11 protein-coding genes are annotated in these 12,393 nt (G+C 72.7%); 1 reads left to right on the top strand and 10 read right to left on the bottom strand.

The window, feature by feature from the left end:
- Window positions 1–132 precede the first annotated feature (132 nt).
- From B056_RS0102640 to B056_RS34810, 9 genes are all read right to left on the bottom strand, one after another.
- Window positions 133–618, bottom strand: coding sequence for a hypothetical protein (locus B056_RS0102640; RefSeq protein ID WP_018500352.1), 486 nt, complete (start codon window positions 616–618; stop codon window positions 133–135).
- 124 nt (window positions 619–742) lie between these two features.
- On the bottom strand, window positions 743–1,633 hold the full coding sequence (locus tag B056_RS0102635; protein ID WP_018500351.1) for a hypothetical protein: 891 nt from the start codon (window positions 1,631–1,633) through the stop codon (window positions 743–745).
- Window positions 1,630–2,022, bottom strand: coding sequence for an OmpA family protein (locus B056_RS0102630; protein WP_018500350.1), 393 nt, complete (start codon window positions 2,020–2,022; stop codon window positions 1,630–1,632). The genes B056_RS0102635 and B056_RS0102630 overlap by 4 nt, the downstream gene beginning before the upstream one ends.
- A gap of 744 nt (window positions 2,023–2,766) precedes the next feature.
- Window positions 2,767–3,798: a DnaJ domain-containing protein gene (locus B056_RS0102625; RefSeq protein WP_026239248.1), complete on the bottom strand. Its 1,032-nt coding sequence runs from the start codon at window positions 3,796–3,798 to the stop codon at window positions 2,767–2,769.
- A gap of 131 nt (window positions 3,799–3,929) precedes the next feature.
- The gene (locus B056_RS0102620) at window positions 3,930–4,904 is read right to left on the bottom strand and encodes a class I SAM-dependent methyltransferase (RefSeq protein WP_018500348.1); all 975 of its coding nucleotides are present in this window, start codon (window positions 4,902–4,904) and stop codon (window positions 3,930–3,932) included.
- Between the two features lie 22 nt (window positions 4,905–4,926).
- Window positions 4,927–7,017, bottom strand: a complete 2,091-nt coding sequence (locus tag B056_RS0102615) for a serine/threonine-protein kinase (protein ID WP_018500347.1) — start codon at window positions 7,015–7,017, stop codon at window positions 4,927–4,929.
- A gap of 205 nt (window positions 7,018–7,222) precedes the next feature.
- Entirely contained in the window at window positions 7,223–7,459 is a 237-nt protein-coding gene (locus B056_RS34815; RefSeq protein ID WP_018500346.1) for a hypothetical protein, read from the bottom strand.
- 98 nt (window positions 7,460–7,557) lie between these two features.
- Entirely contained in the window at window positions 7,558–8,694 is a 1,137-nt protein-coding gene (locus tag B056_RS0102605) for a Fic family protein (protein ID WP_018500345.1), read from the bottom strand.
- Window positions 8,695–8,772: 78 nt separating this feature from the next.
- A complete protein-coding gene (locus B056_RS34810; RefSeq protein ID WP_195905812.1) occupies window positions 8,773–9,147 on the bottom strand; it encodes a hypothetical protein in 375 nt (124 codons plus the stop codon).
- Between the two features lie 254 nt (window positions 9,148–9,401).
- Here B056_RS34810 and B056_RS34805 point away from each other — a divergent pair, with 254 nt between their 5' ends.
- The gene (locus B056_RS34805; protein WP_020572277.1) at window positions 9,402–10,874 is read left to right on the top strand and encodes a DUF11 domain-containing protein; all 1,473 of its coding nucleotides are present in this window, start codon (window positions 9,402–9,404) and stop codon (window positions 10,872–10,874) included.
- On the opposite strand, the gene B056_RS0102590 is transcribed toward B056_RS34805, so the two are convergent.
- Window positions 10,852–12,393, bottom strand: a complete 1,542-nt coding sequence (locus B056_RS0102590; RefSeq protein ID WP_018500343.1) for a serine/threonine-protein kinase — start codon at window positions 12,391–12,393, stop codon at window positions 10,852–10,854. The genes B056_RS34805 and B056_RS0102590 overlap by 23 nt on opposite strands.

Here is a 12,393-nt window from a genome sequence, read left to right as displayed (position 1 = left end):
TCAGCTGTCTGGACGGTTGCAGCCGGCTGGACGGCTTGCGCGGTCTGGACGGCCTCGTCGAGTCCGGTCAGCCTCAGAAATCAGAAATCAGAAAGCAGGACGGTCCTGGAACCTGGGACGGGCGGGAGAACGTCAGTCGATCGGCCGGGCAAAGGTCCCCCCCACGAAACAGAGCATCGCGCAGACGATCCCGAGCACCGAGGCGACCATGGCCTCCCGGGCGCCCTCCGTCTCGTCGCCGGCGAAGACCATGGTCAGGACGAGGGTGCCGACACCGACGACGGCACCGATCGCGCCGAGCAGGAAGCGTCGGGCGATGGTCTCCCGCGGCGGCAGGCTCGACAGCGCGTCGATGGGGGCGATCCGGCCGGCGCGGGCGCGGTTACCGACCCGGCGGCGGATGTCGCGCAGGCGGAAGGTGTTGCCGGCGATGAAGAAGCTGACAGCGGTCACGATCATCGACCCGGTGACGGACACCCGGGCGAACGGCGACGACAGGGTCAGCCAGACCCACGTCTCCAGGACGGCGAGCAGGGCGAGGCAGGTCAGGATCACCACGGTCGACCGCATCAGGGCCGGACTGAAATGTTGGTCCTCGGGCTCGAACAGCAGGCCCATCGGTCGTCTCCTCGCGGTTGCGTCGGCCACGGGCACTCGCGGCACCGCGGTGTGCGTCCCGGCGGAGGGCGTGGCTGCGATCCCCGGGCTTGGCGCACCCCCCAGCTGGGTGATGGGGGCGGCGTCAGCCGCAGTCACTGCTGATCCGTCGACACAGCTCGCCCTTCAGATAGCGGGCGATATCCTGCTGAGGCCTGGTCGCCGCCCCCTCGTTCACACCGATGAAGCGGACCTTGCTGTTCGCGATCGCCGTGAGCTGCTGGGTCTCCGGGGAGAAGCAGCGGCGCACCATGGCCTCCGCGATCTGCACCGACGCCTTCTTCCCGTCCACGTTGAGGCAGTCGGAGGCCTGGCCGGTACCGAGCAGATCGCTCCAGACCACGACGGTGACCGCGCCGATCTCGACGTTGGGCGCCGCCCGCAGCGTGGCGATCTCGTCGTTCACGCCGGAGAGCAGGCCGGTGACGCTGCCTGTGGGGCGGACCTGCTCGCTCTGCACGACGTGGTCGACCTCCTCGGTGAGCGCGTCGGTCGCCGCGGTGCGGTCCTTCTCTTCGCGGGTGTCGTTGTTCCGGTCGATCCTGAAGACGGCTCCGCCGTCGAGGCAGTCCGAATAGGTCAGGCCGGCGTCCCCGCCGCCGCTGGCGACGAGGCGGATGTACTGGCCCTCCCGCAGCGCGGCCTCGAAATAGGGCCGCAGGCCCTCGGAGACGCGGGTGGCGTTCTCCGGCGAGTTGTCGGAGACGTCCAGATAGAGCATGAGCAGCGGGGCGCCGCCCTTGGGCGCGTCCTCCTGGTAGCGGGTGCAGTCGAGCGGGCCGCCGGCCTCCCGCCCGAGCATCGTGTCCATCGCGTCGCAGGAGGTGAGCAGGGGCAGTGTGAGCAGCGCGGCGGCGAGCAGACCGGCCCCGCGGGCGCGTGGGCGTCCCGCCCCGCCGCGGCGCCGGGATGTCACCGGTGCCGCGGACGTCGTGGTCTTCGCGGACGTCGTGGTCGTTGTCGTCGCCCCGGTCATCGCAGCACGATCTCCACTCGGCGCCGGCTGGCGTCCGCGACCCCGTCGGTGGCGCCCTCCTCGCCCTTGGCCTCGACCTCGAGCAGCGAGGCCGGGATGTCCTGGCTCGTCAGGTAGGCCTGGACGGCCACCGCCCGCCGGCGGGAGAGGTCGAGGTTGTGCTCCGTGGACCCGAGGCCGTCGCTGTATCCGACGACCTGGACCCGCCCGTCGTGCTCACGGATCTGCGGGACGATCCCGGCGAGCGCGGTGGCGGCCGCGGGCCGCAGGTCAGCGCTGTTCGCGTCGAAGAGGTAGTCCGCGCTGACGGTCGAGACCCGGCTGCCGTCCGGCTGGGTGATGAAGCTGCTCAGCGGTGGGAGCGGGTCCGGAGCGACCGACGGGGGCACTCTCGTGGCATGCGGCGCGGGAGTGAAACTGGACGCGGCCGCGTCACTCGAGCAGGCTGCGGCGAGTCCGAGGACGACGGTGAGCGCGAGTGCCGCGCACGCCGGAACCCCGGACCGCCGACGTCGCCTGGACGCGGCACGTCCGGCGGTGCGAAACGCGTGATACACGGTCGGCCCCCAACGGCAAGTGCGGGGCCAACCATAACCGTGCCGAAAAGCACCTTGTCACCCAGGCTTGGGCGTTGTGTCGACTGTGGGATTAATCCGTATTGCGTTGATGTATGACATGTATCGATCATGTTTGTCGCTGTTCGGTCCGGTGGGTGCCAGTCACCGGTGATTGCGGTGCCGTGTGCCGTATCGGCCGAACAGGGTGGGGCGCGACACCGTGTGTCCGGTGTCGCGCCCCACCCTGTTGTCGCGTATTTCTGTTCCGGGGCGGCCGATCAATAGCTGGTGGTGGTCGTCCCGCGGCTGTGCGAGCGCCGACGGAGCCGCCGAAGCCCGCGAGCTCCGGCACGGTCGGCCTTGTTGACGTCGCGTCGGGCCTCACGGCGAATCCTGGGCAGCAACCTCATCGCCTTCTCCTTCGGCTCGTTACCGGGTGTTCTCCCCACATGGGGTCGCATTGTCCGTTCGTCGACCTGTTGCAGGGATTCCCCAAACGATGCCGTTAACACCTGCGATTTCGGAACTGTCCGGCAGACCGTGAGCGGCCCCCGCGCGGCAGCTGAGCGAAGCGTCTCAGCGGCGGCGCGCGGCGTTGACCGCCAGGACCGCCAGCGGCGGGATCACCATCGAGGCCAGCATCATGCCCAGCGCCACCGGGATGGAGTAGAGCCGCACCACCGCGCCCGCCAGCACGAACAGCGTCAGGCACAGCGCCATCGAGACCAGGTACCTGCGCTGTGCCCGCCGGCCGAGGTCCCGCCTGAGGTGGTCCTCGTCCGACCAGGTGGCCCAGGTCTCGGCCCCGCCGGTCACCTCGTACGGCGGCGGCCCGGCCGGACCGCCGTCCGGTGCCGTGGCCTGGCCGGGCGGCACGACCCACTCGGCGGCGTCGGCCGGTGGGCGCCGGCGCGAGCGGCGCCGCCCACCGGAGACCCCGCGCGGCCCGGGGTGTGCCCGCCGGTCCGGGCCGCCCCGGCCGCCGGGAGCCCGGCCCTCAGCCGACCGGGGATCGGCAGCGGCCTCGCCCCAGTCACCGGCGCTGCCCCAGCCGCCGGCCTCACCCCAGCCGCCGGCGGTGTCCGCGCCCTGGCCGGGCCCCCACTGATCGGAGGCCCGCCCGGACGCTCCCCGCCGGCCCGGGGCGGCACCCCCCGCGGGGGGTGTCCGGTCATCCGAGGTGCCCCGATTGCCGGGAGCCACCTGCCCGGGGTTGTCCGCCTGCCCGCCGGGCGTCGTGCGCCCGCCCGGGTTCGTTCGTCCGTCGGATCCGGGACGTCCGTCGGCGGGGTGGCGTCCGGAGGGCGGGGTCCGCCCGCCGGGCGAGCGCCCGCCGCCGGTGCGTCCCGGCTGGTCATATGCGTCGAGCAGATGGGCGAGCCACAGATCGTGGGCTCGCCGCATACCGGGGTCGCTCAACACCCGGTACGCCGCGTTCACCCGGAGGAACGCGCGTTGGGATCCGCCGGCGTCCGGATGGGCGCGTTTCACCACGCGCCGATAGGCGGCATGGACCTCCTCGTCCGAAGCCGTAGGTGCGATCCCGAGCACCTCGTACATCGAGGCCCGCAAGTACTGGGCCGACTGGCTTCTTGGCGTATCACGCATGGCGATCACCTCCCGGCGCCCGTGCAGTGGGGCGTCGCGTCGACCTGCACCCACCGTAGGCGGGATCTCGCGGGTCGACCGCCGGCCGTCGCGGTGAGCGAGACCACGGATGGCCCGAAGGTCGGTCGCCGTCAGCCCGGTTTGGCCGTGACGAAGATCGACGTCGACGGAACGAACTGCCCCCGAAGGGGTCCCCACTGGCCCCACACCCGGTTGTGACCCTCAGGCCATTCCGGCTCGATGACGTCGAGTAGGACCAGGCCGGCGGCGATGATCTCGCGCACGCGGTCGCCCATCGTCCGGTGTGCCTCTATGTAGGTCGGTTCCCCGGTGCCGGAGTGCTCCGTGTACGCCCGGCGGTCGAAGTAACTGTGGAAGACGACTAGCCCGTTGGCGTCGGGGGCGTCCGGCAGGCACCACACGAAGGGGTGGGTGGTCGAGAAGACCCAGCGGCCGCCGGGCCGCAGGGCCCGGGCGACCTCCCGCATCAGGGCCGCGCTGTCGGTGACGAACGGGACGGCGCCGAACGCCGAACAGGCGATGTCGACGCTCTCCGAGCGCACCGGCAGCGTGATGGCGTCGGCCTGGAACAGCGGAACCGACACTCCGGTGCGGTCGTTCAGCGCGCGCGCCTGCGCGAGCTGGCCGGTCGACAGGTCGGTGGCGACGACGGTCGCGCCCTGCCCGGCCAGCCACCGCGAGCACTGCGCCCCGCCGCAGCCGACCTCCAGGACGACCCGGCCGGCGACGTCCCCGAGCAGCCGCGCCTCGGACTCGCGCAGCCCCTCCGGGCTCCAGCAGAAGTCGACGTCACCCAGGAAGTCGCCGTGCTCGGCGTAGTAGGAGGGGGCTTCGGAATCCCAGTAGTGCCTGTTCGCGGCGCGGGCGCCGGCGGAGTCGATCTCGGTGTACCCGTACGCGGGCCGGGCGCCCTGCTCGTCGGCCACGGGCTCGCCGCCGTCGAGGCCGTCGCCGGTGCTGTCGAGGCCGGTGCCGTCGAGGCCGTCGCTGTCGAGCCGGTAGCTGTCGTCGCCCTGCTCGCCGTGCTCGGCGCTGTCGTTCCCGTGGGCGTCGATCTCGGAGGTGGAGATGTTCACGGCGGCCATGCTCGCATCGCGCCCCGACAGCTCACGGGGCGGTGTGGGTGACGGCGGTGCCGATCACCGCCCGGTCCTCCGCGACGCTCACCGGGGTGTAGACCACCGTGCCGGTGCTGTCCCGGTCGATCAGCCGGCCCCGCCGGCTCTCACCGACGAGGCGGGCCCGGCCCTCCAGGGAACCGAGGCCGACCTCGCGGTCCACCGGGCCGAACGGGCCGGTGCCGGCCAGGCCCGCCTGCTCCGGAGCCTGGGTGGCGTACACGCGGACCACAGATCCGGGCACGGTCGTCCAGCGCAGCACGGTACCGCCGAGGGTCTCCCGCGCCTCCAGGTCGACGACGGCGCGCGGTCTGGCGATCACCCGGGCGGTGACCTCGGCGCACGCCGCCGGGCGCAGCCCGTCCGACTCCTCGCCCGCCGCCACCCACACGCGGTAGCGGTAGACCGCGCCCGCCTGCACGTCGCTGTCGACGAAGGCCCCGCCGAAGCCGCGGTACCGCCGCATCGCCCCGCGCATCGAGGACGTCTGGTCGTGCGTCCGTTCGATGATCACCTCGTCGCGGCCCGGGACGGGACGCCAGGACAGCGCGACGGCGTCGTCCGTCATGTCGGCGCGCAGCGCGGTCACCGGCGGCAGCACCACCCGGGCGGGGCCGCGGGCGGGTGCCGACCGGGCGCCACCGCCCGCACCCGGCCCGATCGCGATGACCTCGTGCCACACCTGGACGCCCTTGGGCACCCCGGCGTCGAACAGCTCGGTCGCGGTGGTGCTGCCGAGACTGCGCTCCCGCCGCCCGCCGGCCGCGGCGGCGTCCGGGACGACCCGGATCACCCGGTAGGCCGCGGCGCCCGGCGAGGGCTCCCAGGTGATCAGCAGCGCGCCGTCCTGCTCGACGACGGAGACTTCGGTGGGCGGTGGCGGCGTGCCGACCGGCTCGTCCGCGGCACTGTGCCGCTCGGCGTCATCGTGCCCGTCGGGCTCAGCCCCGGTCTCGACGGGTGCTGGCCCGCCGGGACGGACGGGCGGAATGCCGGCGAGGGTCGTCGGGGCCTCGGGGTCCACCCGGGGTACCAGCCCGGGTGGCTGGATCCGACCGCTGCCGAACTCCGGCTCGCCTTCCAACGTGCCCGGCGCCCGCCAGGATTCGGCACCGTCCGCACCGTCCGCACGAGCCTGCCAGCCCAGCCCGTCGGCGCGCACGACCGGACGGCCGGCCCGGTTCCCGAGCACGGCGGTACCGGTCGCGGTCGCGCCGCCGACGGGCGAGCCGCCTCCGCCTCCCGCGGCCATCCCGCTCCTGATCAGTGTGTCGAGCATCGACCAGGCCACCCCGGCCGGCAGCCGCCGCTCCGGCTCCTTCTCCAGCAGTCCGGTCAGGACGTCCGCCAGCGGGCCGGCGAGCCGCATCGGCGTCGGCGGGTGCAGCAGCACCGAGGCGAGCATCGCGCCGAAGCTCTCCCGCTCGAACGGCGGTCGGCCCTCGACGGCGAAGTACAGCGTTCCCCCGAGACTGAACAGGTCGGCCTCGAAGGTGGCCGGAGCGTTGTTCAGCCGCTCGGGTGCCATGTACAGCGGGGTGCCCAGTACTCCGGTCACGGTGAGAGTCGGATCGCCGTCGCCGGTGGCGATTCCGAAGTCGGTGAGCACCACGCGCCCGTCCGTGCCGATCAGAACATTGGACGGTTTCACATCCCGGTGCACGATTCCCTGGGCGCGGGCGGCGAGCAGCGCGTCGATCATCGCGACGCCGATCCGGGCGACCTGCGGCACCGGCAGCGGCCCGTCGTCCCGCACCACCTCGAACAGCGACCTGGACGGGACGAGCTCCATCACGATCCACGGCAGGCCGTCCTCGAGGACGACGTCCAGGATGGTCACCACGTGCGGATGGCCGCGCAGCTTGGCCGCGTGCCGCGCCTCGCGCAGCGCCCGCTCGACCCGTTCGGCGCGCTCGTGGTCGGGCACGCCGCCGGCGAACTCGATCTCCTTGAGCGCCGCCTCGGTCTCCAGGACCTGGTCGAAGGCGCGCCAGACGGTTCCCATCGCACCGGCTCCGAGCCGTGCCACCAGCCGGTAACGACCGGCCACGACCCGTGCGCCATCCGGACCGACCGCCACCTGACCCCCTCGGCCGCACCCATCGCCCGAAGCCAGCATCCCAGGCCGGCGCCCGGACCGGGACGCGAGGACACATCGTAGACATCCAGCGGCCTTGACACGGCGGCGGTGGACCACAGCGGGCGGGTGGTCCACCGCCGGCAGCCGACTGTTACTTACGAGTAGCCGCCGTGCGGCCGCAACGACTGGGGCGGCCGACGAGTCGTCACAGGTCGAGGTCGAGAATCCGTACCGGACGGGCGGCCCACCGCTGCGGTGCCGCGGTCGCGATGACCGCGCCGTCGGGACGGCCGGGGGCGGGGTCGTAGCCGTTCCACTCCCGCGTCAACAGCGTCTGCGCGAGACGCGCCAGGTAGGCCCGCAGAGACAGACCCTCCGCCGCGGCCACCTCGGTGAGCCGGTCCCGGGCCTCCGCGGGGATACGAACATCGGCGTCGGCCACGCCGGACTCCTCTCCCGCTCACGTCTCCCGAACGGATACGGGCACGTGAAAGTACCCGCGATCCGTCGGACGGTAGGGGCCATGGCGCGGGGCAAGGCTCAGCCGGAGTAGGGATTACGCAGCGTCATGGGTTTGCGTGCGAGGTCGAGTGCCGGCTGAGGGAAGCGGGGGCCGGCCGTGTAGTAGCGGGCCCGGGTTCGGCCGACCGGTTCCAGGACCTGGGCGGTCGTGAGGTCGCGCAGGTCGCGTTGCGCCTGCTGCAGGCTCAGGCCCTCGGCCTGCTCGTAGCGTGAGCGGCGGACCCGCCCGGCCATGGCCACATCGTGCAGGGCGCTCACCACACGCTCGTCCAGACCGGTGCTCTCGGTGAATTCCGCGAGCGCCCCCCACACCCGCCCGGAGCGGTCGAGTCGGCCCTGAACGGTCTGGGCCTGCTGGTGGTAGGCGGTCAGATTGAACCGGATCCAGCTGGAGACGTTTTGGCCGGGAAGGTACGTCGCGCCCCGGTCGCTGAGTTCGCGGTAGTACTCCCAGGTGTTGCCGGGCCGGCCGAGCCACGCCTCGACCGACGAGAACTCCGGGGCCAGGACACCTTCGCGGGCGATCATGAGCGTCTGCAGCGAACGGGACATCCGGCCGTTCCCGTCAGCCCAGGGATGGATGGACACCAGGTGCAGGTGAGCCATTGCCGCCCGTACCAGCGGATGGGCGCCGTCGGCGGCGTCGAGCCAGCCGATGAGCTCGTTCATCAGCGCGGGGACGCCCTCGGCGCCCGGGGCTGTATAGGCCGCGATGCCGGGGTCGCGGGCGTCGGTGACGTAGACCGGGCCCCGGCGCCACTGCCCGGCCGGCTTGCGCACGGTGTGCCGGTGACCCTGCAGCATCCAGTGCAGCGCGTTGAGCAGCCCTTTGCTGTAGCTGAAGTCCTCGGCATCGTGGAGCGTCTGGATGTACGTCATCATCCGCTGATAGGCGAGGGTCTCCTCGCGGTTCTCGTCCGAGACCTCGACATCCCGCTCGCCGGCCATCAGATCCTGGACGTCGATCGTGGACACCTTGAAACCCTCGATGGAGTTCGAGGCCGCGACGGCATCGGCGGTCAGGAACTTCCGGAGCCCGTCAGTCCATTTCGGCGATGTGGTCTGGATCTGGTGCCGCAGCGCATCCCGCAGGCCGTCGATCTCGCCGAGCACCTGATCGTCGGCGGGCCCGAGGGCCGGAGTGGGATAAAGCATGCATCAACGATAGATTGACACAGTCATCACGTCGAGCGAGTCGGGGAGACCCGCGTGGCGTGGCCTGCCGCTCCACTGTCAGACGGCGCGGGGCAGCGTGATCCGGCCGTGCGCGGTGAGCGTCTCCAGCGCTTGCAGCGTGACGAGACCGCGCCACTCGACGGACTGTCCCGGTGACCAACCGAGCCAGTCGAACGTCCAGCCGCCGTCGGCGCGGGCCGGCTCGGGAACCTGGTCGAGGAAGGCGAGGGCGAACTTCAGCAGATAGCCGCTCAGCTCGTCCGGGCGCTTCAGCGTCGCCCAGCACCACTCGGTCGCGCGCCGCAGCCAGGGCTCGCGGGAACCCGCCTTCCACAGCGCGGCCGCGATCCAGGCGGCGGCATCGGTGACCATCGGATGGTCGATCTCGCCGATCGTGATGATCACATCCAGGGGGGCCTCCGGCAGCGGCACGGCCTGCTCACCCCACACGAGCGCCGCGTCGACCTGCCGGTCGCGCAGCTCCGAACCAAGGCCGTCCGGCGGCTGACCCGCCCGAGAGAACCCTGATCGAGCACCGCCGTTTCGGTTACTCGCTTCAATCTCCCCATTGATCGGTTTTTGGATACGTTCCGTATCCGAACTGGGCATTGGGTTCTTTGGGGGGACGGGGCATGAGAGTTCAATATGTGGGGCGTCGGCTGCGGAGAACCGGCCGGAGCAGACGTATGACGGTGGTCGGTGCCGTCGCGGCGCTCGCGGTTTTCGTCACGGTAAGTAGCGCTCTGGCGGCGACGGTCCGTCCAGGGCAGTTGCGGCTGACGACCAACTCGGTGGTGAGCGGGGCACAGGGCGTCGGGTTGAGCCTGGTCTACACCGCTCCCAGCGGGGCGGTACCCGGCACGGTGGGCGTGCGGGTGCCGGCGGGCTTCTCGACTCCGCAGACCGGTTCGGCGTCCGCCGAGGGCTTTCTGAGCACGAGTTCGGCGTGCGCGCAGTTCCAGATCACGGGGACCGCCGCGCAGCCGGACGGGTCGACCGCCGTCACGGTGGCGACGAACTGCGCCGCCGGGCAGACCGGAACCATTTCGTACGCCGGCGTCACGGTGCCGACCGCGCCGGGCAGCTACGCGTTCCCGGGCACGTTCACGCCGGTCGGCGCCGCGCCGATCCCGTTCCCGACGACCGACACGATCACGGTGAAGGCCGGGGTACTGGCCACGCTGGCGATCAGCCCGACCACCGCGACGATCGCCCCCGGGGCGACGCGGAACTACACGGTGCAGGGCTTCGACGCGGCCGGTAACCCGCTGTCGAACCTGGGCGCCTATCTCACGATCGCCCCCGACGGCAGCTGTACCCAGTCGACCTGCACCGCGACCGTGCCCGGCGCGCACACCGTCACGGCCAAGGCCAAGGGGCTCACCGCCACCGCGACGCTCACCGTCGTCGGTTCATCGGACGCGGACCTGTCCATCGCCCAGACGGTCAGCACCGCCACGCCGGCCTACGGCAGTGCGGTGACCTTCACGACCACGGTGACGAACACCAGCGCCACGGTCACCTCGACGGGTGTCACCGCCACCGTCCCGGTACCCGCCGGGCTGGCGTCGCCCGCCGCGGCCCCGTCGGGTTCCACGTCCTACAACCCGTCGACCGGTACGTGGACGGTCGGTTCCCTGGCTCCCGGGGCCAGCGTGACGCTGGCGCTGGACGGCCTCGCCGGCGACGTGTCCCTCGGCGCGCAGACGGTGACCGCCAGCGTCACGGCGGACACCCCCGACGCGAACTCCGCCAACAACACCGCCTCGGCCAGCGCGACGCCCCGGCCGGCGGCGATCGGTGTCGTCATCACCGCCGACCCCGGAAACCCCCCGCCGGACAACGTCGACATCGGTGTTCCCGGCACGGTGAGCTGGACGGCGACCCCCGTCAACGCGGACAGCCCCGCCGCGGCCACTCCGCCCGGGACGATCTTCTGGACCTGCGAGTCGGTGAGCGGCAATCCGTGCCCGGTCGTCCCGGCGCTCCTCCCGGGAAGCGACATCCGGGTACTGACGTTCGACCGCGGTCAGTTCTCCGGCGTCGACACCATCGTCATCGCCGCGCTGTTCGTTCCCGACGGCGCCACCACCGACTACGTCCCGGACCCGGTCTTCGCGACCACGACCTTCACCCTCACCAACAACGGCGCCGGCTGACAGCGGCGGCGCCGCTCGCCGGCTCGGCCGGGCCGTTCCTCGGCTCGGCCGGGCCGCGTGGAGCCTGAGCGGGTTCGGCCGGACGGGGTGGGCGCGTGCGGGTCGGCGGTGTGCGGGGCGGGCCCGCCATCACGATCGCGACGGCGCTCGCCAGCAGACAGGCGGTCGTGATCTCGGTCAGGACGGGGATCGGCGCGTCGAGGTGGGCGAGCCGGGCGAGGACGAGACCGCCGGCCGCGCCGACGGCGGCCGCGAGAACGGCGGTGAGGGCGCGCCGACCGCGGGCCGGGGCGAGCGCGTGGGCACAGGCCGCGGCGACCCCGCCCGCGCCGACCGGCCCGGTCACACCGGCCGCCAGGCCCGCCGCGGCGGCCCCGAGCAGGGCGGCGCCGGCCAGGCCCACCGCGGTCAACGACATCAGCAGGAACCACGCGGACGACACCGCGGAGCCCTGGTGATCAGAGCGATCCCGCGACGAGCCGGAGTCGGGGTGGCTGGGGGCATCGGGTGGCGCCGCGGAACCGGACGAGAGGGGAGCGGCGGGCGGGCCGGGGCGACCGCGGGGGTCGGAAACGTGCGCGATGACCGGGGGTGGATTCGTGCCGGCCCCGATCGAGGCCGTCGCCCGGGTCGCGTCGGCGTCCGCCTGGGGGCCGGCGCCGGCCCCCAGGCGGACGCCGACCGGCCGGCGTCCGCCTGTCGGCGCCGCGCGCGGGCCGTCGCCGGTCAGCATCGCGAGGAGGTCGCGGGCGTCCGGGCGTTCGTCCGGTGACTTGTCCAGGGCGGCGCGCACCGGTCCGAGCAGGTGCTCGGGGATGTCACTCAGGTCGGGTGGCACGGAGCTGATCTGCAACGCCACGATCTCCTGGGTGTCGCCGCGGAAGAGCCGGCGGCCGGTCGCGGCGAACCCGACGCAGAGGGCCCAGGCGTGGACGTCCGCCGCGGGCCCCGCGGTGTGCCCGCGGATCTGCTCCGGAGCCATCCACGCGACGGTGCCGACGACCTCGCCGGCCCGGGTGTAGCCGCTGTAGTCGGCGGAGCGGGCCACCCCGAAGTCGATGACCTTCGGGCCGGACCAGGACATCACGATGTTCGCCGGCTTGAGGTCGCGGTGCACCACGCCGGCCTGGTGGATGGCGACCAGGGCCTGGGCCAGGCCGACGGCGAGCGTGTCGAGCTGGCGGTCGACCAGCGGGCAGCCGTCGTTCACCGCCGCGTTCAGGCTCGGGCCCTCCACGTACTCGGTGGCCAGCCACGGCTGCGGGCCGTTCAGCTCGGCGTTGATGACGCGGGCGACCGTGGGGCCGTTCACGCCCCGCGCGGCCGACACCTCCGCCCGGAACCGGGCGCGGAACTCCGGGTCGGTGGCGTGCTGCGGGTTCGGCACCTTCACCGCGACCGGCCGGTCGTCCGGGCTGAATCCGAGGTAGACGATGCCCATCCCGCCGGCGCCGATCCGGTTGTACAGCCGGTAGGGGCCGATGACGCGCGGGTCGGAGTCGGTCAGCGGGCTCAGCAC

The sequence above is a fragment of the Parafrankia discariae genome (assembly GCF_000373365.1).
Classification (GTDB): Bacteria; Actinomycetota; Actinomycetes; order Frankiales; family Frankiaceae; genus Parafrankia; species Parafrankia discariae.
The sequence above is the reverse complement of the archived record's forward strand: the minus strand, read 5'-3'. Positions and strand labels throughout refer to the sequence as shown.

Coding starts and splice junctions, on each gene's coding strand:
- B056_RS0102640 (WP_018500352.1), bottom strand. CDS start 618: ATGGGCCTGCTGTTCGAGCCCGAGGACCAACATTTCAGTCCGGCCCTG.
- B056_RS0102635 (WP_018500351.1), bottom strand. CDS start 1,633: ATGACCGGGGCGACGACAACGACCACGACGTCCGCGAAGACCACGACG.
- B056_RS0102625 (WP_026239248.1), bottom strand. CDS start 3,798: ATGCGTGATACGCCAAGAAGCCAGTCGGCCCAGTACTTGCGGGCCTCG.
- B056_RS0102620 (WP_018500348.1), bottom strand. CDS start 4,904: ATGGCCGCCGTGAACATCTCCACCTCCGAGATCGACGCCCACGGGAAC.
- B056_RS0102605 (WP_018500345.1), bottom strand. CDS start 8,694: ATGCTTTATCCCACTCCGGCCCTCGGGCCCGCCGACGATCAGGTGCTC.
- B056_RS34805 (WP_020572277.1), top strand. CDS start 9,402: ATGACGGTGGTCGGTGCCGTCGCGGCGCTCGCGGTTTTCGTCACGGTA.